Annotated in this window: 22 protein-coding genes and 1 pseudogene; 14 read left to right on the forward strand and 9 right to left on the reverse strand. The window is 71.1% G+C overall.

Features of this window, described 5'->3' with window-relative positions; all coding sequences use genetic code 11:
* Window positions 1–50 precede the first annotated feature (50 nt).
* From AB0J64_RS04570 to AB0J64_RS04580, 3 genes are all read left to right on the forward strand, one after another.
* The gene (locus AB0J64_RS04570) at window positions 51–791 is read left to right on the forward strand and encodes a hypothetical protein (protein ID WP_364020515.1); all 741 of its coding nucleotides are present in this window, start codon (window positions 51–53) and stop codon (window positions 789–791) included.
* Between the two features lie 65 nt (window positions 792–856).
* Entirely contained in the window at window positions 857–2821 is a 1965-nt protein-coding gene (locus AB0J64_RS04575) for a hypothetical protein (protein ID WP_364020518.1), read from the forward strand.
* Window positions 2822–2853: 32 nt separating this feature from the next.
* On the forward strand, window positions 2854–3309 hold the full coding sequence (locus tag AB0J64_RS04580; RefSeq protein ID WP_364020521.1) for a GNAT family N-acetyltransferase: 456 nt from the start codon (window positions 2854–2856) through the stop codon (window positions 3307–3309).
* 18 nt (window positions 3310–3327) lie between these two features.
* Here AB0J64_RS04580 and sigJ read toward each other — a convergent pair whose 3' ends face one another.
* Window positions 3328–4209, reverse strand: a complete 882-nt coding sequence (gene sigJ, locus AB0J64_RS04585) for an RNA polymerase sigma factor SigJ (RefSeq protein ID WP_364020524.1) — start codon at window positions 4207–4209, stop codon at window positions 3328–3330.
* Window positions 4210–4300: 91 nt separating this feature from the next.
* On the opposite strand from sigJ, the gene AB0J64_RS04590 reads away from it, so the two are divergent.
* The 4 genes from AB0J64_RS04590 (at window position 4301) to AB0J64_RS04605 (ending at window position 6083) form a co-directional block, all read left to right on the forward strand.
* Window positions 4301–5068, forward strand: a complete 768-nt coding sequence (locus AB0J64_RS04590; protein WP_364020527.1) for an SDR family oxidoreductase — start codon at window positions 4301–4303, stop codon at window positions 5066–5068.
* A gap of 127 nt (window positions 5069–5195) precedes the next feature.
* Window positions 5196–5393: a hypothetical protein gene (locus AB0J64_RS04595; protein ID WP_364020530.1), complete on the forward strand. Its 198-nt coding sequence runs from the start codon at window positions 5196–5198 to the stop codon at window positions 5391–5393.
* A complete protein-coding gene (locus tag AB0J64_RS04600) occupies window positions 5390–5800 on the forward strand; it encodes a YkvA family protein (RefSeq protein WP_364020533.1) in 411 nt (136 codons plus the stop codon). Before AB0J64_RS04595 ends, AB0J64_RS04600 begins: the two co-directional genes overlap by 4 nt.
* 94 nt (window positions 5801–5894) lie before the next feature.
* Window positions 5895–6083 (forward strand): hypothetical protein, encoded by a 189-nt coding sequence (locus tag AB0J64_RS04605; protein WP_364020537.1) that lies wholly within the window; start codon window positions 5895–5897, stop codon window positions 6081–6083.
* Window positions 6084–6158: 75 nt separating this feature from the next.
* Here AB0J64_RS04605 and AB0J64_RS04610 read toward each other — a convergent pair whose 3' ends face one another.
* Window positions 6159–6581: a DUF6292 family protein gene (locus AB0J64_RS04610; RefSeq protein WP_364020541.1), complete on the reverse strand. Its 423-nt coding sequence runs from the start codon at window positions 6579–6581 to the stop codon at window positions 6159–6161.
* A gap of 138 nt (window positions 6582–6719) precedes the next feature.
* On the opposite strand from AB0J64_RS04610, the gene AB0J64_RS04615 reads away from it, so the two are divergent.
* On the forward strand, window positions 6720–6845 hold the full coding sequence (locus AB0J64_RS04615) for a hypothetical protein (protein WP_364020543.1): 126 nt from the start codon (window positions 6720–6722) through the stop codon (window positions 6843–6845).
* A 10-nt stretch (window positions 6846–6855) separates the two neighbouring features.
* Window positions 6856–7290, forward strand: a complete 435-nt coding sequence (locus AB0J64_RS04620) for a hypothetical protein (RefSeq protein ID WP_344992885.1) — start codon at window positions 6856–6858, stop codon at window positions 7288–7290.
* A gap of 13 nt (window positions 7291–7303) precedes the next feature.
* Here AB0J64_RS04620 and AB0J64_RS04625 read toward each other — a convergent pair whose 3' ends face one another.
* Entirely contained in the window at window positions 7304–8443 is a 1140-nt protein-coding gene (locus AB0J64_RS04625; protein WP_364020547.1) for a cystathionine gamma-synthase, read from the reverse strand.
* A gap of 123 nt (window positions 8444–8566) precedes the next feature.
* Complete coding sequence (locus AB0J64_RS04630; RefSeq protein ID WP_364020550.1) at window positions 8567–8755, reverse strand: hypothetical protein; 189 nt, start codon at window positions 8753–8755, stop codon at window positions 8567–8569.
* Between the two features lie 513 nt (window positions 8756–9268).
* On the opposite strand from AB0J64_RS04630, the pseudogene AB0J64_RS04635 reads away from it, so the two are divergent.
* Window positions 9269–9970, forward strand: a pseudogene (locus AB0J64_RS04635) (histidine kinase); the annotation flags it as partial.
* Here AB0J64_RS04635 and AB0J64_RS04640 read toward each other — a convergent pair.
* Complete coding sequence (locus AB0J64_RS04640; protein WP_364020552.1) at window positions 9893–13357, reverse strand: BTAD domain-containing putative transcriptional regulator; 3465 nt, start codon at window positions 13355–13357, stop codon at window positions 9893–9895. The pseudogene AB0J64_RS04635 and the gene AB0J64_RS04640 overlap by 78 nt on opposite strands.
* A gap of 62 nt (window positions 13358–13419) precedes the next feature.
* On the opposite strand from AB0J64_RS04640, the gene AB0J64_RS04645 reads away from it, so the two are divergent.
* Window positions 13420–14277, forward strand: a complete 858-nt coding sequence (locus tag AB0J64_RS04645; RefSeq protein WP_364020557.1) for an NAD(P)-binding domain-containing protein — start codon at window positions 13420–13422, stop codon at window positions 14275–14277.
* On the opposite strand, the gene AB0J64_RS04650 is transcribed toward AB0J64_RS04645, so the two are convergent.
* Complete coding sequence (locus AB0J64_RS04650; RefSeq protein ID WP_364020561.1) at window positions 14274–15644, reverse strand: cystathionine beta-synthase; 1371 nt, start codon at window positions 15642–15644, stop codon at window positions 14274–14276. The genes AB0J64_RS04645 and AB0J64_RS04650 overlap by 4 nt on opposite strands.
* A gap of 126 nt (window positions 15645–15770) precedes the next feature.
* Here AB0J64_RS04650 and AB0J64_RS04655 point away from each other — a divergent pair, with 126 nt between their 5' ends.
* The 3 genes from AB0J64_RS04655 (at window position 15771) to AB0J64_RS04665 (ending at window position 19516) form a co-directional block, all read left to right on the forward strand.
* The gene (locus tag AB0J64_RS04655) at window positions 15771–16796 is read left to right on the forward strand and encodes an SGNH/GDSL hydrolase family protein (RefSeq protein ID WP_364020565.1); all 1026 of its coding nucleotides are present in this window, start codon (window positions 15771–15773) and stop codon (window positions 16794–16796) included.
* A gap of 99 nt (window positions 16797–16895) precedes the next feature.
* Window positions 16896–18254, forward strand: a complete 1359-nt coding sequence (locus tag AB0J64_RS04660; RefSeq protein WP_364020568.1) for a PQQ-binding-like beta-propeller repeat protein — start codon at window positions 16896–16898, stop codon at window positions 18252–18254.
* Window positions 18255–18298: 44 nt separating this feature from the next.
* Window positions 18299–19516: an acetyl-CoA C-acetyltransferase gene (locus tag AB0J64_RS04665; protein ID WP_364020571.1), complete on the forward strand. Its 1218-nt coding sequence runs from the start codon at window positions 18299–18301 to the stop codon at window positions 19514–19516.
* A 57-nt stretch (window positions 19517–19573) separates the two neighbouring features.
* Here AB0J64_RS04665 and AB0J64_RS04670 read toward each other — a convergent pair whose 3' ends face one another.
* The 3 genes from AB0J64_RS04670 to AB0J64_RS04680 all read right to left on the reverse strand — a co-directional run bounded on the left by AB0J64_RS04670 (window position 19574) and on the right by AB0J64_RS04680 (window position 21230).
* Window positions 19574–19981 (reverse strand): PPOX class F420-dependent oxidoreductase, encoded by a 408-nt coding sequence (locus tag AB0J64_RS04670; RefSeq protein WP_364020575.1) that lies wholly within the window; start codon window positions 19979–19981, stop codon window positions 19574–19576.
* A 53-nt stretch (window positions 19982–20034) separates the two neighbouring features.
* A complete protein-coding gene (locus AB0J64_RS04675; RefSeq protein WP_185068609.1) occupies window positions 20035–20268 on the reverse strand; it encodes a DUF4287 domain-containing protein in 234 nt (77 codons plus the stop codon).
* A 170-nt stretch (window positions 20269–20438) separates the two neighbouring features.
* Window positions 20439–21230: a Bax inhibitor-1/YccA family protein gene (locus tag AB0J64_RS04680; protein ID WP_364020578.1), complete on the reverse strand. Its 792-nt coding sequence runs from the start codon at window positions 21228–21230 to the stop codon at window positions 20439–20441.

The raw sequence follows: 21230 nt of genomic DNA on the forward strand, positions 1-21230 counted from the left end.
GTCTCCCGCGTCAAAGTGGGTAGCTGATCACCCCGAGGAGGAGACCGCCCATGCGTCTGCTTGCCTGTACCACCGCTCTGGCCATGGGCTGCTTCGCCGTGCCTGCTCACGCGGAGGCCACCAAGGTCGTGTACGGGTACGCGTGGGCCGACGGCACGGGGCACCTGCGCGTCGTGCCCAAGTCGGCCGGCTTCGTGCGGAAGGACGGCTTCGTCGGTTACCGGCTCAAGGTGGTGGCAGGGGCCAAGGAGGTGCGGCTCGGCTACACCCGCGCTTCCTACGGCCGCGTCACGGTGGCCTGCGACCTGAAGGAGACCGAGGGCCAGGTGGCCCTTGACGCCAAGGGGCTGGGCAGGACGGCCTGCAAGCCCGGCGACCTGGACGACTCTCTGAGCCGCGGTCCCGTTCCGCTCCGCGTCGAGTACCAGGGCTCCCGTGCGGTCAGGATCAACGAGTTCCTGGTCCAGGGGTGGCCCGCGTCGCGTACCACCCGCGGCACCCTGAAGCGCGTCAACGACAGCACCGTCCTGTTCGCGACCGGCGGAAAGCAGGTCAAGCTCGGGTACACGTACGCCACGTCCTTCCACCGGACGACCGCGCGGTGCCGGGACGCGTGGCTGGCCGGGGAGCCGGTCAACGCCGACAAGAACGGGCTCGGCAAGAAGTCGTGCACCGCTGCCGACCTGACCAGAGCACTCAAGACGGCCAAGCACCCCGTACTCGTGAAGATCGACTACACGCCCGGCGTCGACGGCGTGAACGAGGTGTGGGAGGTCTTCGGGGACGCGTAGCCGGAGCCGCGGAGAAGCCCTTCGGGGGCGCATAACCGGGCGGATCGGGTTAGCGTGGGTGCGTGATGGCCTTTCGCTATGGCGAGTACCACGACGGCCCCGACCCCCTCGCCCCGCCCTACGACGTGCGGGCGGCTCTCGACGAGATGGGCGACGCGATCCTCTCCGGCTCGACGCCGGTCCACGCCCTGCGCGACCTGCTCAAGCGCGGGCTCCCCGGCACTCAGGACCGCCGGGGGCTCGACGACATGCTCAGGGAGGTACGCAGGCGCCGGCGCGACCTGCGCGAGCGCGGGCGGCTCGACGGCACGCTCGAAAAGGCGCGGGCGCTGCTCGACAAGGCCATCGGGCAGGAGCGGGCCGAGTTGTTCCCGGACCCGTCCGACGACGCGCGGCTGCGCGAGACCGAGCTCGACGCGCTGCCCGATGACACGGCCGGCGCGATCCAGGAGCTGAGCACGTACGAATGGCGCTCGTCAGCGGCGCGCCAGACGTTCGAGGAGCTGCGGGACCTGCTGCGGCGGGAGGTCCTGGACAGCCAGTTCAGGGGCCTGCGGGACGCCCTCGCCAACCCGGACCCCGAGGCGATGGAGCGCGTCCGGCAGATGATGTCGGACCTGAACGACATGCTGGACAAGGACGCCCGCGGCCAGCACACGCAGGCCGATTTTGACGCCTTCATGGGGAAATATGGGGATCTGTTCCCCGAAAAGCCGCGCAACCTTGAAGAGCTCGTCGACATCCTGGCCCGCCGCGCCGCCGCCACGCAGCGCATGCTGGCCTCGATGACCCCGCGCCAGCGCGAGGAGCTCGCCGGCCTGATCAACCAGACCCTCGACCAGGCCGGGCTCTCCGACGAGATGCGCCGGCTCGGCGAGGCCCTGTACGCCCGCCGCCCCGACCTGGCCTGGAACGCGCCTGAGCGCCTCACCGGCGAGGAGCCGCTGGCCATGGGCGACGCCGTCACGGCCCTGGAGGAGCTGGCCGACCTCACCCAGCTGGAGACCGCCCTGCGCCAGGACTACCCGGGCGCGCGGCTGGACGACATCGACGAGGCCGCCGTACGCCGTGCGCTCGGCCGCTCAGCCGTGGACGATCTGGAGGCGCTCAAGCGCATCGAGCGGGAGCTGGAGGAGCAGGGCTACCTCCTGCGCCGCCGCGGCAAGCTCGAGCTCACCCCCAAGGCGGTCCGCCGCCTGGGCGAGACGGCGCTGCGCCGCGTGTTCGCCTCGCTCGACGCGGGCCGCCGCGGCGACCACGACCAGCACGACGCGGGCTCGGCCGGAGAGCTCACGGGCTCGTCCAGGCCGTGGCGCTTCGGCGACGAGCAGCCCATCGACGTGGTCCGCACGCTGGTGAACGGCGTGCGCAGCGGCGGCGTCGCCCCGCGGAGCGGCGGGGGGACAGCCCTGCGGCTGTCCGTGGACGACTTCGAGGTCGCCGAGACCGAGCGCCGCACCGCCGCGGCCGTCTGCCTCCTGGTGGACCTGTCGTACTCGATGGCGCTGCGCGGCACCTGGGCCGCCGCCAAGCAGACGGCCCTGGCGCTCCAGGCCCTGGTGGCGTCCAAGTTCCCGCAGGACGCCGTCCAGATCATCGGCTTCTCCAACTACGCCAGGGTGCTGCAGCCGGACGAGCTGGCGGGCCTCGACTGGGACATGGTCCAGGGCACCAACCTGCACCACGCCCTCCTGATCGCCGGCCGCCACCTCGACCGCCACCCCGACTTCGAGCCGGTGGTGCTGGTGGTCACGGACGGCGAGCCCACGGCCCACCTCATGCGCAACGGCAGGTCGGCGTTCGAGTGGCCGCCCTCGCACGAGACCCTGGAGCTCACGCTGTCCGAGGTCGACAAGATGACCCGGCGGAGGGCCACGCTCAACGTCTTCATGCTGGCGGCGGACGACCGGCTGAAGGAGTTCGTGGACGAGGTGGCCCGCAGGAACGGCGGGCGCGTCTTCTCGCCGAGTGCCGAGCGCCTGGGCGAGTACGTGGTCAGCGACTTCCTCCGCCTGCGCCGCGCCCGCTGAACTGTCGGTGGGGTCTGGCAGTGTTGCTCGGCATGAGCGACGACGTGCGGCTGCGAGACGTGGTGGAGGCGGATCTGGAGGTGTTCCTGGAGCAGGAGCACGACCCGGAGGCGGTCCGGAGGTCGAAGTTCCGTCCCCGGCCCCGGGAGGCGTTCCTCCGCCACTGGACCACCCGGATCCTCGGCGACCCCACCGTGTTCGTGCAGGCGGTCACGGTGGACGGCGAGCTGGCCGGAAACCTGGTGGCCTGGTGGGAGGAGGACAGACGCTTCATCGGCTACTGGTTCGGCCGCCGGTTCTGGGGCCGCGGCATCGGCACCCGCGCCATGGAGCTCTTCCTGCAGCAGGAGAAGGCCCGCCCGCTCCACGCCGACCCGTTCGAGGAGAACACCGGGTCTGTCCGGCTCCTGGAGAAGCACGGCTTCCAGCGGTCGGGCACGGTGCGGCACGGCGAGCACCAGCACATCATGCTGGTGCTCGACCACTGACCCTGCGGCTACGGGCCCTCAGCCGAGTGCCGGCAGGTCGAGCCGGTGCAGGCGCTCGGGGTCGGACAGCACGTCGATGGCGACGATCTTCCCGCCGGTGACGGTGAAGGCCATGACGGACACCAGCCGTCCGTTGTTGGCGACGACGACTCCGGCGGCCCCGTTGACCAGCACCGGGCGTGCGAACGGTGAGAGCCGGCCGAAGGTGACCGCCTGTCCGGCCACGTTCCGCGCGCCGGTGAGCACGACGTTCTGGCGGGGGCGGGCGAGGCCGCCGTCGGAGCGCAGCACGACCTCGGGGTCGAGCACGGCGACGAGCGCCTCGAAGTCGCCGTCGCGAGCGGCGGCGAAGAACGCGTTGACGGCGTCACGCTGACGGGCGGGATCGGAGTCGGGAGGCGGAGCCTGCCCGCGGACCCTGCGGCGTGCGCGGCTGGCCAACTGCCTGGTCGCGGCCGGTGACCGTTCGATCATGGGGGCGATCTCCTCGAACGGCACGGCGAACATGTCGTGCAGCACGAACGCGAGCCGCTCGGCGGGCGACAGCGTATCGAGCACCACCATCAACGCCAGCCCGACCGAGTCGGCCAGCACCGCTTCGTGCTCGGGGTGCCCCTCGTCCTCGCGGCTGATGATCGGGTCGGGCACGTGCACCTGGAGAGGTTCCTCGCGCCGCTGCTGGCGCGCGCGGAGCACGTTCAGGCAGACGCGCGCCATCACCGTGGTCAGCCAGCCGCCGAGGTTCTCCACGCGCCCCGTGTCCGCGAGGCTGAAGCGCAGCCAGGCCTCCTGTACGGCGTCCTCGGCCTCAGTGACCGAGCCGAGCATCCGGTAGGCCACCGATCGCAGACGGGCGCGATGTTCGTCGAACCGCTCCATCAGCAAACCGGGCTCGTCCACCTGTCACATTCCTTCTTCGCGCGGGTTCATAACGGTAGACGCACGGAACTGAGCCGATGAAACCGGGGCCGACCCCCGCTTTGGAGGAGCTATGACATCACCCATTCTGGTCACCGGCGGCACCGGCACCCTCGGGCGCATCGTCGTACCGCTCCTGCGCGATGCCGGCTGCGACGTGCGAGTGCTCAGCCGCCGCGGCCACGAGCCGGGCGACGGCATCGAGTACGTGGCCGGCGACCTGCTCAAGGGCGAGGGGATCGAGCCCGCGGTGTCCGGTGTCGGGACCGTCCTGCACCTGGCGGGCGGCGCCAAGGGCGATGACGTGGCCACCGGCAACCTGGTGCGCGCCGCGTCGCGAGCAGGGGTAGGACACCTGGTGTACATCTCGGTCATCGGAGCGGACCGGGTCCCCCTGGGCTACTTCCGGCAGAAGCTGGGCGCGGAGCAGGCCGTGACCGGCTCCGGCCTGCCCTGGACGACGCTGCGTGCCGCCCAGTTCCACGACCTGGTGCTGAAGGTGCTGCGGACGATGGCGAAGCTGCCGGTGGTGCCGATCCCGGGTGGGCTCAGGTTCCAGCCGGTCGACGCGCGCGACGTGGCGGACCGGCTCGTGGCGCTCACGCTCGGCCGCCCCGCCGGCCTGGTGCCCGACCTGGCGGGGCCGGAGGTGTACGGATTGGGCGACCTGGTCCGCGGATACCTGCGCACGCAGGGCCGGAGCCGGTGGCTGCTGCCGGTCCGGATGCCGGGAAAGCCCGGCCGCGCGTACCGCAACGGCGAGAACCTCTCCCTGGGAGCCGACGTGGGCAAGCGGACCTGGGAGGAGTTCCTGGCCGAACGCCTGCGGTCGAATGGGTGATCCCGCGCGGTCGCGTCCTGATCGCGATCGGTCAGGTTCACGTCGATGTGAAGGGGCAGCTTGCCCGAGCTGATACGGCATGCCATGCGTCGTCTGTGCCCTTTTGTTACGGATGTAACATCAGGGCGTGACCGACGATCCGGCCGACCAAGGATGGTTGCCGCCCGAGCGCGAGCAGACCGTACGGCAGGTGCGCCGGCTGCTTGACCGGGTGTGTCGGCAGGACGGCACCGCCCACCTCCTCCACCTGGCACTCACCGAGCAGGCCGCACTCGCCGCGAACGCCACGGCAGGCGTGGAGACGCATGGGAACGGGCCGGCATGACCGGCTCGTGGGGATGGGATCTGCTGATCGGGCTGGTGGTCGCGCTGCTCGTCGCCTGGGCGGCGCTGATCGCGGCGCTGGCGCTCGCACGTCCGCGCGGCGGCATGCTCCGCGAGGCGCTGCGGCTGCTCCCCGACGTGCTCCGCCTGGTCCGCCGCCTCGCCGCCGACCCCGGCCTGCCCCGTGGGGTGCGCGTACGACTGGTGCTGCTGCTGACCTACCTGGCCATGCCCATCGACCTGGTGCCCGACTTCATCCCGGTCCTCGGTTACGCCGACGACGCCATCGTGGTCACCGTGGTGCTGCGCTCGGTCGTACGACGTGCCGGGATCGACCCCGTACGCCGCCACTGGCCCGGCACCGACGACGGCTTCGCCGCACTGTGCCGCCTGACCGGCCTGAAATGACCCCGTCCTCGGGGCCGCCGCCCTCATCGGCAGCACCGCCTCCCCTGCGGCCGCGATCAGCGGCTGCTCCAAGACCGGGAGCACCGACCACTCCGTGAGCGTCAAGTGCACGAGCGGGCTTGAGACCTACTTCCGGGTCTACGGCTACTTCTGCTCCACCTCGTCCTGCTCCTACGTGCCGGGCGGCCTGGCCGTCAAGGGTGGCACGAGCAAGGCCACGAGCGGTGCCTACTACAGCGGCAAGTGGTACGTGAAGGGCTGCTACGTGACCGACGGCTGCTGAGTCGCCCTGGCTTGGGCCTCTCCTCGAGGTCCAAGCCCTGACCTGCTCTCGATCCGTCTCGCGAGCGAGGCGGTGTCAGGCGCCTATGAGGCCGGCGTAGAAGGCGAGGGCCACGTCGAAGCCGTCGCGGCAGTTGCGGTGGGAGCGGTAGCAGGGGCGCCAGGCCGAGCTGGCGCCGACTCCGGCCCTCGCGTCGCTGAGGGCCGTGGGCACGCGTTCCGGCTTGGGCAGCAGGCCGTGGCCCAGGTAGCGGATGCCGTTCAGCTCGGTGTGGGCGCCGCGGCCGCCCGAGACGAACGCGCCCAGGCGCCAGCCGCTCTCCTCGTCCCACACCAGTGCGGTGCCGTCGCTGAGCCGGACAGTGGCGTCGCGCGGATCGCAGGGGCCTTCCCACCAGTCCGCCACCTCAGGTCCGAGTACGTCGATGACCTGCCGTACGTAACTGGCCGGCTGCTGCAGCCACTCATCGGTGTACGGCTCGACGTGACTGATGGCCACGGATGGCACCCCCTTGTGCCCTAACGGCGCGAAGAAAAGACAGTGCACAACCTTACCCGGGGCGAACTTATTCCGTTGCACGGACGTCTAGTCATTACGGACGATATTTAAGTCCGACATGGGGAAGGAGGGGTGCCCATGATAGCCACGGTTCTCCTCATCGTCTTGATGATCGTCGCCGTCGTGGTCACAGAAGTGATCATGTGGTGCTCCGCGCAGAGCAAAGAGAGTGTCGAGTCTCCCACCGAGATCGTCGGCGACTAGTCTCAGCGGCATGTCGTCCCTGCTTCTCTGGCTGCACATCGGCTTCGCGATCTTCACCATCGGCCCGGTCACCGCCGCGACGATGGCCGCGCCGCGCGTCATCCGCAACAAGAACGTGTCCGCGCTGCAGTTCGTCCAGCGCCTGACGAGGATCTACAGCCTCGGCACCCTTGGCGTGTTCGTGTTCGGGCTGGCGCTCGGCGCGGTCATCGGCCAAGGGCTCCTCGGCAAGTGGTACATGACCGCCTCGATGACGCTGTTCATCGTGGCCGCGGTGCTGCTCGTCATCATCGACCGCGATCTGCGTACCGCCGTCCGGGCGCTCTCGAGCGAGAGCGCCGAGGACGACGCGAAAGTGCAGAACGGGCGGATCGCCGCGATCAGCGGGCTCCTGTCCGTGATCTGGCTGGTGATCCTGTTCCTGATGGTGGTCCCGACCGGCTGAGGGCTCCGGACGCTTACCCGAGCGCCTGCGTGAGGTCCGCGAGCAGGTCGTCGATGGTCTCGATGCCGACCGACAGCCGCACCAGATCGTTGGGCACCTCCAGCGGCGACCCCGCCGCAGAGGCGTGCGTCATCCTCCCCGGGTGCTCGATCAGCGACTCCACCCCGCCCAGCGACTCGCCCAGTGTGAAGAGCTTGGCCCGGTTGCACACCTCCACGGCCTCCGCCTCGCCCCCGGCGACGCGGAACGACACCATGCCCCCGAACCGCTTCATCTGCTTGGCCGCCACCTCGTGCCCGGCGTGCTCGGCCAGCCCCGGGTAGAGCACCTCGGTCACCCGAGGGTGCGCGAGCAGCAGGTCGACGACGCGCTCGGCGTTGTCGCAGTGGCGGTCCATGCGTACACCGAGCGTCTTGAGCCCGCGCAGCGTCAGCCACGCGTCGAACGGCCCCGCCACCGCCCCCATCGCGTTCTGGTGGTAGGTCAGCTCCTCCCCCAGCCCGCGGTCGGCGGTGACCAGCGCCCCGCCGACCACGTCGGAGTGCCCGCCCACGTACTTGGTGGTCGAGTGGACGACGACGTCCGCCCCCAGAGACAGCGGTTGCTGCAGGTATGGCGACGCGAACGTGTTGTCGACCACCAGCAGCGACCCGTTGTCGTGGGCCAGCTGCGCCAGCGCGGCGATGTCGGCGATGCCGAGCAGCGGGTTGGTGGGGGTCTCGACCCAGACGACCTTCGTCTTCTGCGTCATCGCCGCCGCGACGGCGTCGAGGTCGTGCAGCGGGACCGGGTCGTAGTGCAGGTCCCAGCGCTGCTGGACCTTGGCGAACAGCCGGTACGTCCCGCCGTACGCGTCGTTGGGGATGATGACGTGGTCCTGCGGCCTGCACACCGTGCGCAGCAGGGTGTCCTCGGCGGCCAGCCCCGAGGCGAACGCCAGCCCGCGCACGCCGCCCTCCACCGCCGCCAGCGCCTCTTCGAGCGCCGTCCTCGTTGGGTTGGCCGAGCGGCTGTACTCATAGCCGGAACGCAGGCCCCCCACGCCGTCCTGCTTGTACGTGGACGTCGCGTAAATCGGCGGAACGACCGCGCCTGTAACCGGGTCGGGCTCCTGACCTGCGTGGATGGCCAGCGTCTCAAAACCGTTGCTCATAGAGCCACGTTAACGGAAGTCGGCCCACGATCCGTCCCCTCCGGATCGCGGGCCGCCCCGCGCGACGCCGTCCCCCAACGGCCCCGCGACGGCTCGCGCACCATGCCCGCGCGAGCCAGGTACTCAGGCCGCCCGCGGCTCGTCGCGGTCCTGGCGGCGCTCGAGCCGTACGACGTCCGCCTCGACGTACCGGCCGCTGCCGCCCTCCGCGGCCTCCCCGTTGATGCGGGAGAGCAGCACGGGGTCGGCCAGCGCGAGCAGCACTCCGACCACCAGCCCGACACCCAGCAGCACGAACCCGATGACAACCATTTCCTGTCCCCTTCCGACACATCCCAGCATCGGCGATGCCCCCTGGCCGCCGCCTCCGCTGAAGGACTGGTCTCCGGCGCCCCGGCTCGGCCGAACGGTCGATACGACATGTCCGACTTCCGGCCTAGGCTCGAGGCCGTGGGGGAGAACAAGCGCATCGTGTACTGGATCCGCCGGCTGAGCGAGATCGCGATGATCGGCTGGCTGGGCATGATGCTGCTGCTCGATCTCGTGCTGGCCGCGGGCACCGGGGGCCTCCAGTGGCTGGTGCCCTTCTGCGGCGTGGCCGGGATGGCGGCCGTGGTGCTGCGGCGCAGGTACCGGCTCGAAGGATTCAGCGCCATGCTGGCCCTGTCCTTCGGCACGTCGATCGTGCTCGGGACCACCACGCTCATGGGCGCGCCCGGCATGGCGGAGACCGGATCGCTGCTCATCCTGATCATCGGCGTGCTCCGGCACGTGGAGCCGGTCCGGCGGGCGGCGGTGCTCGCGTGCGTGGGGCTGATCGTGCTGATGACCGAGGCCGCCTGCCGCCAGTACCACAACGCGGGGCTGGTGTTCTCGTTCCTGCTGTTCGCGGGGTGGTCGACGGCGGCGGGGATCGGCGGCTACCTCCGTTTCGGGCAGGAGCGCCGCACCGAGGCCGTCCATTCGGTACGGCGGGCCGAACGGCTCGAACTGGCCCGGGAGCTGCACGACCTGGTCGCCCACTACATCACGGGCATCGTGGTCCAGGCCCAGGCCGCCCGTACGGTCGCCGAGACCAGCCCCGAGGCGGTCGCGCCCGCGCTCGAGGCCATCGCCACGGCCGGATCCGACGCGCTGACCTCGATGCGGCGCATGGTCACGGTGCTGCGTACCGAGGACGACCCGGCCCGCAAGCCCGGCGTCACGCTGGCCGACCTGCGGATGCTCACCGACCGGTTCTCCAACGACGGGCCGAAGGTGGCGTTCGAGATCGGGCCGGGACTGGACGATCGCACGCTGCCGCCGGAGGTCATGACCACCCTGCACCGGGTGCTCCAGGAGTCGCTGACGAACGTGCGCAAGCACGCCTCCCGCACCGCCTGGGTCGAGGCGAGCCTGCGGCGTCACGAGCAGACGGTGGTGCTGCGGGTGCGGAACTACGGGGCCGCGTCAGATTCGCGCGTCTCCCGCCTCGGCGGCGGGTTCGGGCTGGTCGGGATGGCGGAGCGGGTGGAGGCGCTGGGCGGCAGACTCTACGCGGGCCCCTCCGCCGAGGGCGCCTGGGAAGTGGTCGCCGAGTTCCCCCTCCCTTAGAGCCCGCTCGAACCCCTCGTCCCCCAGGACGGCGCGCAGCCTCCGGCTGATCCGCTCCACATCCAGCCGCTCACCCGGCGGCAGGGGCGCTCCCACCGCCTTCCGGATGGCGGTGGCCGCCCCGATCAGCCTCGCCGCCTCCAGCGACGTCTCAGAACGGTGGTCGGCCGTGAGCGACAGGGCTCCGGCCAGGCCCTCGAGTGCCAGCGCGACCGCGCGGGGGTCAGCGGTCGCCCGCGCGGCCTCGTACCCTTCGCGATGCCTGGCCAGCGCCGTCGCCGCGGCGCCGCGCTGCTCGGCGGCGAAACCCAGCTCCGCCATGACGAACGCGATCCCCGGCGTCCCCCGCACCTGCCGCAGCCAGTCCAGCAGGGACAGCAGGTAAGACTCCGCCTGCTCGTGCCTGCCCTGCCGCCTGGCGCTCATGGCCAGGCCGAGCACGGCGTTCTCCTCGGCCGACTTGTACGACTGCTCGACCGCCACCCGCCTGGCGCGCTCGTGATAGTCGTCGGCCCGCTCGTAGTCGCCCGACAACATCGCGATCCTGCCCAGGGCGGCCAGCCTGAACGACACCTCGAACCCCAGCTCCTCGGCCAGCCGCAGCGCCTCCTCACGCAGCCGGGCGGCCTTGGCGTAGTCCCCGCGGATCTCGGCCGCCCGGTCGAGCACGTCCATGGCCTCCATCTGCCCCCACGCGTCGCCCAGCTCCCCGAAGATCTCCAGGCCCCGCTCTCCGTCCCGCTCCATCGCCGCCAGGTCGCCCCGGCCGACGGCGAGCTTGCCGCGCAGGCAGAGCGCCGCCGCCACACCCCACCGATCGCCCGACTTCCGGTACGCCGCCAGCGCCCGCTCGGCCGCCGCCTCGTGCGCCTGCCTGTCGCCGTAGGCCCACCGGACGTGGCTCAGGAACCAATCGGCCAGCGCGACGCCCGCCGGATCGAGATCGGCACGGCGCACCGACGAGGCCGGCCCGCCGATCAGCAGCTCGATCCCCGCCAGCCACACCGAAGCCCGCGCCGCTTCGACCGCCACCCCAGAAGGCACCGCCCCAGAAGGCACCGCCCCGGAAGACACCGCCGCCGATGGCGCCGCCTCTCCGGACGGGAACGCCGACATCCCAGCCGCCCCGACGGCCTCCACACCGACCTCGGCGGAGGTTGCGATGCCGCCGGTGCCGGTGCCGGTGGCAACGGCCTCGGAGCCAGTGGCGGCGTTGGCACAGGTGGGGCTGGCGCCGCTCATGGCGCTGAGGCCGGTGGCGGCCGCTGCAAGGCCAGCGGTGGCGGCGGTGGTGGTGATGGCCGGTGCGACGTCGGTGGTGGCCGATGGTGGGGTGGGTGGGCCCTGGGTGGCCAGGGCCGTCGCGAGGGAGCGGCGGGCCTCGTGGAGGCGGCCGCGCAGGACCCAGTACCAGGCGAGGGCGTTGACCAGCCGAAGCGGCTCGGGCCCCGCGACGGCGAGCCGGAGGTTGGCGCTCTCGGCGTCGAGCCGCGCAAGCCACTCGCGCTGCCCCGGCCCCCTGAGGTCGGCCCGCGAGGCCAGGGCGGTGTAGTAGCGGGCGTGGCGCTCCCTGATCGCCTCGTGCTCCCCCGCCTCGCGCAGCCGCTCCACGCAGTACGCCGTCACCGACTCCAGCAGCCGGAAGCGCGGCCCCGGCACGCGTACGACCAGTGACCGGTCCACCAGCCTGGCCAGCGTGTCGAGCACGTCCACGCCCGGCTCGGCGCACACCTCCTCGGCCGCGTCCAGCGTGCACCCGTCAGCGTGTACGGCCAGCCGCCGCAGCACGACGCGCTCGGGCTCGGAGAGCAGCTCCCAGCTCCAGTCGATCATCGCCCGGAGCGTGCGCTGCCTGGCGGGCGCGTCCCGCGTGCCGGCGCTGAGCAGCCTGAACCGGTCGTCCAGCCGGTCCGCCAGCTCCTTCACCCCGAGAGCGCGTACCCGGGTGGCGGCCAGCTCCAGCGCCAGCGGAATGCCGTCGAGCCTCCTGCAGACGGTGGCCACGGTCTCGCTCGGCTCGACGTTCGCCCTGGCCGTGAAGAGCCGTACGGCCTCGGGTTCGGGCAGGGGCGGCACCACGCGTACGTGCTCGCCCGTCACGCCCAGCGGCTCCTGGCTCGTGGCGAGCACGCGGAGCCCGGGGGCCGCCCGCAGCAGGGCGGAGACCAGCTCGGCGACCTGCTCCACCAGGTGCTCGCAGTTGTCCAGGACGAGCAGCATGCGCTTGCCGGCCAGCGCGCCCGCCAGCCTGGGCGCCAGCGCGTCGGCGGAGTCGTCCCGCACGCCGAGCGTGGCCGCGACCGTCTCGGCCACATCGACCGCGCCCGCCAGCTCGACCAACCACACGCCATCGGGCCACACTCCATCGGGCCACCCGCCGTCGGGGAAATCCGCGGCGTCCGAGGCGGCCTCCGAGGCGGCGGCCAGGGCGAGCCGGGTCTTGCCGACGCCGCCCGGCCCCGTGAGCGTCACCAGGCGGGAGGTGGTCAGCAGCGCACGGACCTCGGCCAGCTCCGCCTGCCTGCCGATCAGCTCGGTGAGCGGCGCGGGCAGGTTCGTGCGGGGCGCGGGCGTGCCGGTGGGCGAGCCGTGCGCCTGGTCTCGCGGGGTCAGGCTCGGGTCCTGGCGCAGGACGGCCTGGTGGAGCTCGGTCAGCGCAGGCGACGGGTCCAGCCCGAGCTCCTCGCCCAGCCTCCGCCGCAACTCGCCGTACGCGGCCAGGGCCTCGCTCTGCCGCCCACCCCGGTAGAGCGCCTTCATGTGCGAGGCGACCAGCCGTTCGCGCAGCGGGTGGCGAGCCACCAGATCGCCCAGGTCCACGGGCTCGCCCAGCTCCAGCCGTACCTCCGCCTGCTCCTCCAGCGCCGCCAGGCGCGCCTCCTCCAGGCGCGCCGCCTCGGCGCGCGCGAAGCCGGCGTCGGCGAAGTCGGCGTACGCGGACCCGCGCCACAGCCGCAGGGCCTCCTCCAGCTCGGCGGCACGCTGACGGAGACTCGGGGAGCGCCGCTCGACGAGGGACTGGAAGCGCAGGGCGTCGGAGTCGGCACGGGCCAGGCGGTATCCGGCGGGATCCCGCACGACCGAACCGGGGTCGCCGAGCGAGCGGCGCAGCTGGGAGACGCGGGCCTGGAGGGTGCCGACCGGGTTGCGGCCGGGCCGTGCGCCCCAGAGGTCGTCGATCAGCCGGTCGGCGGAGATCGGCCCGCCCCCGTGCGCCAGCAGGTCGGCCAGGAGCGCGCGCACCTTGGGCTCGGCCACCCGGACGGGCGAGTTGTCCTCCGACCAGACCTCCAACGGGCCCAGCACCCCAAAGCGCAGCACACCATGACCAACCCGTAGCGGGGCCGAAGGATTTCCGTAGCGGCGTGTCGGAGGCTGTGGGCATGAGTCAAGTGACAGTCGTGGGACTCGGCCCGATGGGGTCGAAGATGGCAGAGACGCTGCTGGCCGCCGGGCACGAGGTGGCGGTGTGGAACCGTACGGCGAGCAAGGCAGCGCCGCTGGTCGCCAAGGGGGCCAGGCAGGCGGCGAGCGCGGCGGACGGCGAGCTGCTGGTGGTCAGCCAGATCAGCTACCAGGCGATGTACGACAGCCTCGGCGACGCCAGGCTGGACGGGAAAGTGGTGGTCAACCTCAGCTCCGACACCCCGGAGGCGCTGCGCGGGGCGGCCCGGTGGGTGGAGGAGCGCGGCGGCACGCTGATCACGGCGGGCATCATGGTCCCGCCGCCCGGGATCGGGCAGCCGGGGGCGTACACCTTCTACAGCGGCCCCAAGGAGGTCCTCGACCGGCACGCGGGGACCCTGGAGGCGCTGAGCACGGTCACCTACGTCGGGCCGGACCAGGGCCTGGCGATGATGTACTACCAGGCCCAGCTGCTGATCTTCTGGTCCAGCCTGACCAGCTTCATGCACGCCATGGCGATGCTGCGCACGGCCGGCACCTCGCCGATGGAGTTCCTGCCGTTCGCCCGGGACCTCTTCACCCAGCTGGGCGGCGAGGGCCCCATGGGGTACGCCAAGATCCTGGCCGAGGAGTTCGAGGCCGGTGTGCACCCGGGCGGGGAGAACTCCCTGCACATGCAGGCCGTCGGCATCGGCCACGCCGTGGAGGCGCTGGCCGAGGCCGGGCTGGAGACCACGGTGCCGGGCGCGCTCAAGGCGCTGTTCGAGCGCGCCGACGCCGAGGGCCGCGGCCACGAAGGGCTCGGCACCGTGATCGAGTCGATCAGAAAGCCCTAGTGGTTGGCGAGGAAGGCGAGCAGGTCCTGCCTCGTGATCAGGCCCGATGGCTTGCCGTCCTCCAGCACGACCGCCGCATCGGCCTTCTCCAGCGCTTCAACCGCACGAGCCACAGGTTCACCACTACCGATCGTGGGTAGCGGCGCTGACATGTGATCGGCGATCGGGTCGTCGGAGGAGAGCCTGCCGTGATAGAGCGCTTCGAGGAGGTCGCGCTCGACGATGGAGCCGACCACCTCGGCCGCCATGACCGGCGGCTCCTCCTTCATCACCGGGAGCTGGGAGACCGAGTATTCGCGCATGATCGCGATGGCGGTGCTCACGGACTCGTGCGGATGCGCGTGCACGAACTCCGGCAGCCCCGGCCCCTTCCTGGCCAGCACGTCGCCGACCAGTCCTTCGTCGGAGGACTCGGTCAGGAAGCCGTAGTCGGCCATCCAGTCGTCGTTGAAGATCTTCGACAGGTAGCCGCGGCCGCCGTCGGGCAGCAGCACGACGATCACGTCGTCGGGCGCCGCCGTGGCCGCCACGCGCAGCGCCGCCACGACCGCCATCCCGCACGATCCGCCGACCAGCAGCCCCTCCTCGCGGGCCAGCCGGCGGGTCATGTTGAACGACTCCTTGTCCGACACCGCGATGATCTCGTCGCAGATCTTGGTGTCGTACGTGGCGGGCCAGATGTCCTCCCCGACCCCTTCCACCAGGTACGGCCGGCCGGTGCCGCCCGAGTAGACCGAGCCCTCGGGGTCAGCCCCGATGATCTTCACCCGGCCGCCCGAGATCTCCTTGAGGTAGCGGCCGGTGCCGCTGATCGTGCCGCCGGTGCCGATGCCCGCCACGAAGTGGGTGATCCGGCCCTCGGTCTGCTCCCAGATCTCCGGCCCCGTCGAGTGGTAGTGGGAGTCGGGGTTGTTGACGTTGGAGTACTGGTCGGGCTTCCAGGCGTTCGGCACCTCGCGGGCCAGCCGGTCGGACACCGAGTAGTACGAGTCGGGGTGGTCGGGCGAGACGGCGGTCGGGCAGACCACGACCTCCGCCCCGTACGCCCGCAGCACCGCGATCTTGTCCTGGGCCACCTTGTCCGGCACCACGAAGAGGCACCGGTACCCCTTCTGCTGAGCCACGATCGCCAGCCCCACGCCGGTGTTGCCGGAGGTCGGCTCGACGATCACACCGCCGGGCCGCAGCGCGCCCGACGCCTCCGCGGCCTCGATCATGCGTACGGCGATGCGGTCCTTGACCGAGCCACCCGGATTGAGATACTCGACTTTGGCCAGCACCTGTGCGGAGAGCCCCGCATTGACTTTGTGCAGCCGGACGAGCGGAGTGTTCCCGATCAGATCGACCAGGGAATCGTAAACGCGCACCGAGGTGTTCACCTTCTTTACCGAAGCTTGGTCAGCTTGTCCGTGGCCGAGATCCAGTGGGGGTGGCAGGCCCTCGACTACTTTCAAGCAAACGCTACCGCTGAGTTCGACTAGGAGGCACGAAGCGTGGTCTGGCCAGCTGGTATGGCGCGCGCGGCACGGAAGATCGCCGCCGCGGCGGCACTCGGCGGCGGCGGGCTCACAGCGCTCGGCGCCACGGCGTACGGACTGCTGATCGCAGAAGGGATGCTCGCGCGCAAGGCCATCGGGCGCCCGCACGGGCTGGACGGGCCGCCGTCGGACGGCACCTACGGCGACTTCCCCGGCGAGCCGCTCAAGCTCGCCATGCTCGGCGACTCCACCTCGGTCGGACTCGGCATGGAGGACCCCGCCGAGACCCCCGGCGCGCGGCTCGCACACGGCCTGGCCTCGGTGGCCGAGCGCCCGGTGCAGCTGCTCGTCGTCGGCAAGTCCGGCTCCCCGTCGGCCGAGCTGGGCGAGCAGGTGGACAATGCCCTGACCATGGAGCCCGACGTTGCGGTGATCTTCGTGGGGGCCAACGACATCATCACGCAGACGCCGCCCGCGACCGCCGTACGCCATCTGACCAAGGCCGTGCGGCGGTTGCGTGACGCGGGCGTCGAGGTCGTCGTGGGCACCTGTCCCGACCTCGGCACGGTGCGGCCCATCGCGCAGCCGCTGCGCTGGGTGACGCGGCGCTGGAGCCGCCAGCTGGCGGCGGCGCAGACGGTGGCGGTGGTGGACGCGGGCGGGCGTACGGTGGCGTTCGCCGACGTCCTGGGCCCGGAGTTCGATACAAATCCGACAGAAATGTTCGGACCGGATCGTTTCCATCCATCTGCCCGAGGTTACGCGCAGGCCGCTAACGCGGTGCTACCGTCAGTGTGCGCTGCGTTGGGGCTGTGGCCTGAGCCGCGGCCCGCACGTGGCGAAGCACTGCAACCGATCTACCTCGCGGCGGCTACGGCCGCGGAGGAGCCCGGCACCGAGGTCACCGCGACCAGGGTCGACGGGCGGGCGACGGGCCTGCACGGAAAGTGGGCGACGTTGCTCCGCCGGCGGCTCGGCGTGACGCTCAACGACGCCCGGCGTCTGACGCCCAGGCTCGACGAGACCCTCGACGACGCCTGACGTCCCGCGCTCAGGCTCGATCGGGGCGAGACGCGCCCGGTGCCGGTCACTCTGCGCGCCGGAGTCGCCACTCCTCGTCCTCTTTGGAGTGGATTGCCCGTGCAGCGGCCCCCCAGGAAACCGTCCATCGCCCTCGCAGGAGCCCTCGTAGGAACCCTCGCCGCGACCGCCTGCTCCGGCAGCGACGCGGCCACCACCACGACCTTCCCGACCTGGCAGAACACCCAGGTCAACGTCGTCAGCCGGATGGCGGTCGCTGGCGGGGTGGTCGCCACCACCTCCATGAAGCCCGACGGCACGCTCGAGACCGTCGCCGTCGGCCTCCGCGACGGCAGGCGGCTGTGGGCGTACCCGGCCACGATGGCCGGCCGCCTGCCCGGCATGGGCGTCTCGACCCCCGCGATCGTGGAGACCTCCCAGGGCCAGGGGGTGGTCGTCGCACTCGACCCGGCCAAGAGCGGCCACTGGAACGCCACCCTCGTGGCCCGCGACGCCCGTTCCGGGGCGCAGAAGTGGACCAGGCCGATGCATTCGACGTTCGGACCGCAGCGCTGCGGCCCGTACGTCTGCGTGTCCGAGCACACCGCCCTGGCCAAGGCCCGCACGGTGGTGCTTGACCCGCTCACGGGCAAGCTCCTGTGGAAGCTGCCGGGGATCTCCGAGGTGGAGGGGTCGGACCAGGCCCGGGTCCTGCTCCTCAGGCTGGCCGCCAATCCCATGGTCGAGTCGTACGAGCTCAAGACCGGCAAGCTCCAGTGGCAGCAGCCGATCGAGCAGGCGCTCGGGCCGGGCGTCGACATGTCGGGCGGGTGGGCGTTCGGCGCGACAGGCGATGACCTGGTCGGCTACGTCGCCCCCTACACGAACCCGCAGACCAAGAAGGTCTCCGCCTTCGGCCTCTTCTCCATCAAGATCGGTGACGGCACGGTCAACTGGATGCGTCCCTCGGTCGTACGCGTCTATCCCAGCGGCAACCCCGGCTACGCGCCCGTCGTGCGCCCCGTCGACCGCCAGGGGGCCTACGGCGGGTTCGCCCGGCTGGAGTCGGAGAGCGGCCGGGTGCTCGGGCAGATCACCGCGGCCGACGTCCCCGGCTCCGGCTGGTGGCTGGCCTTCCCCGACCGGATGGACAAGCTGGGCTTCCTCAAGCACAACGCCAAGGGGTCGGCGTTCGACCTGGCCACCGGCAAGCCCGTGCCGGTCGAGGAGGAGCGCGGCTGGTCCTTCTGCGTCACCGACCCCAAGCCGCTGCCGCTGCGCGGGCAGGCGCCGGGGTTCTACTCGACGGCCGCCGTCTGCGAGTACGACCTCGCCACCGGTAAGCGGGTCCAGGGCGAGGTCGTGCCGCCCCCCTGGTTCACGGGCAGCCAGGACGGGTGGCGGCTGTGGCGGGACGAGAAGGGGGCCATCCACGCCGTCAACGACCAAACCGCAGCCGCTCCGGGTATGTACGGATAGGACCCGAATATAGTTCTATCTGTAGCACCGACAAAGGAGGGGCCATGCCCGAGGCAGTCATCGTCGCTACCGCGCGTTCCCCGATCGGACGGGCCTTCAAGGGCTCGCTCAAGGAGATCCGCCCCGACGACCTGACCGTGCAGATGATCCAGGCGGCGCTGGCCAAGGTGCCCCAGCTCGATCCCTCGTCCATCGACGACATCATGCTGGGGTGCGGGCTGCCTGGGGGCGAGCAGGGGTTCAACATGGCCCGGGTGGTGTCGGTGATGCTCGGGCTCGACAACGTGCCAGGCACGACCGTGACGCGTTACTGCTCCTCGTCGCTGCAGACGACGCGGATGGCGTTCCACGCGATCAAGGCGGGCGAGGGGGACGTGTTCGTGTCGGCCGGGGTGGAGACGGTGTCCCGGTTCGTCAAGGGCAACTCCGACTCGCTGCCCGACACCCAGAACCCGGTCTTCACGGACGCCGTGGCGCGTACCAAGGCGTTCGGCGAGGGCGGGAAGGTCTGGCACGACCCGCGCGAGGACGGCGACGTCCCCGACATCTACATCGCGATGGGGCAGACCGCCGAGAACCTCGCCCAGCTCAAGGGGGTCACGCGGCGGGATCAGGACGAGTTCGGGGTGCGCTCCCAGAACCTGGCGGAGAAGGCGCTGGCCGACGGGTTCTGGGCGAAGGACATCACGCCGGTGACGCTGCCCGACGGGACGGTGGTGGAGAAGGACGACGGGCCGCGGGCGGGGACGACGTACGAGAAGGTCGCCACCCTGCAGCCCGTCTTCCGGCCCGACGGCACGGTGACCGCCGGCAACTGCTGCCCGCTGAACGACGGGGCGGCGGCCGTCGTGGTGATGAGCGACGTCAAGGCCGCCGAACTGGGGATCACGCCGCTGGCCCGGATCGTCTCGACCGGCGTCACGGGGCTGTCCCCGGAGATCATGGGCCTGGGGCCGGTGGAGGCCTCGAAGCAGGCGCTCGCGCGGGCGGGGATGGCGATCGAGGACATCGACCTCGTGGAGATCAACGAGGCCTTCGCGGCCCAGGTCATCCCGTCCTACCGGGACCTGGGGATCCCGCTGGACCGGCTCAACGTGAACGGCGGGGCCATCGCGGTGGGGCACCCGTTCGGGATGACGGGGGCGCGCATCACGTCCACGCTGATCAACAGCCTCCAGCACCACGACAGGTCCATCGGCCTCGAGACGATGTGCGTCGGGGGCGGCCAGGGCATGGCGATGATCCTTGAGCGTTTGAGCTGAGTTTTCACCCGACTGTGTCTGGCCCGGGAGCCCCGCGGTGCGGGGCTCCGGGTGGAGTCAGCCGTGGAAGTCCGGGCCCGCGTGGGTCGGGGTGATACGGAGGAGGAGCCGGCGGTCGCGGATCATGGCGGCGCGGTAGTCGTCCCAGTCCGGGTGCTCGCCTGAGATGTCCCGATAGTACGAGATCAGCCCTTCCATGGCCTCCGGGAGCGACAGGAGGTCGGCCGTGCCGTCCACCTGGATCCAGTTGCCGTAGAAGCCGTCTGTGAAGACGCAGAGCGAGACGTTCGGGTCGCGGCGGGCGTTGCGCACCTTCACGGCCGTTTCCCGGGTGCTGATGATGATCTGGTCACCCGCCACCCCCGCGGTCACCGGCGACATCTGCGGGCGCCCATCGCGATGCCTGGTGAGGAGGACGGCGTGGTGGTTGGTGCGGAGGAAGGCGAGTGCCTTGTCGAGATCCATCCAGCCATGATGACGCGCCCGCGCTTGGAGCACGGGCGCGGGGATGGATGGGCTTAGATGAAGCCCATGCGGTTACGGCGGTGCCGCTCGTGCTCGTGCACGATCGCGGCGGCGTAGCCGTGGGATAGCCCGTGCTCGTCCGCGAGCCAGTTGGCCCGTTCGTCGCACCTCAGAAAAGCCGGGCCGTTGTCGATGGCTTGAAACCACTCTGGGAGTTCGCGTCCCGTGATGGATGGGACCCTTGCGATGAGCTTTGTCTGCGTCTCCGGTGAGTGGTTCAAGGACATGGGCACCTCCGCGGATAACGGTCCTTGGTCTCGACCCTGCAACACCCACGCCCGAATGGCAACCCCCCAACCAGGCATCATTTTGTGACGGCACGTAGATTTTCGGTCGCCCACGGCAAAGGGCCCCGCCGGAACGGCGAGGCCCTCGGGGGTTACGCGGAGGTGGACGATCAGTCGCTGCTCGTGAAATAGCTGACGAAGCGGAGCACCTCGAGGTAGATCCAGACCAGGCTCAGCGTCAGGCCGAACGCGCACTGCCAGGCGAACTTCTCCGGCGCGCCCTGACGGACGCCCTGCTCGATCGAGTCGAAGTCGAGCAGCAGGAAGAAGCAGCCGATCAGGATCATGACGATGCTGAACGCCCAGCCGATCGGGCTGTCGGTGCGCAGGCCGAGACCGCCGTCGGCGAAGATGCCGACGATCATGTTGACCAGCAGCAGCCCGAGCGCCGCGATGCCCGCGGCGAGGCCGAACTTCACCAGCTTGGGCGTGACGCGGATGACCCGCAACGAGTAGACCGTCAACACCGCGCCGAACGCGAACGCCGTGCCGAGCACGGCCTGCAGCACGATGCCGCTGATCTGTCCCTCGAAGACGGAGCTGATCTTGCCGAGGAACACCCCCTCGAAGGCGGCGTACGCCAGGATGAGCGCCGGGTTGGTGCTCTGCGTGAACGAGGCGATCAGCCCCAGGATCAGGGCGACGATGGCGGCGCCGACGGCGACCATGGGCGGGACGTTGAGGATCCACGCCGCGGCCGCTGCCACGACGAGCACCCCGAGGGTGAGGAACCCGCGCACGACGACGTCGTCAAGTGTCATGGTGCGGTAAGCGGGCCGGGTGGGGGTCGCGTACGACGGGGCGTCGTACATGTTCTGCAACTGGTCGGGTGACGGTGTCGGCCCGGCCCAGCCCGCGGGCTGCTGCCGCGACCTGCTGAAAACGGGGTTCTTGCTCTCCAT

The sequence above is a fragment of the Nonomuraea sp. NPDC049695 genome (genome assembly GCF_040674955.1).
Classification (GTDB): domain Bacteria; phylum Actinomycetota; class Actinomycetes; order Streptosporangiales; family Streptosporangiaceae; genus Nonomuraea; species Nonomuraea helvata.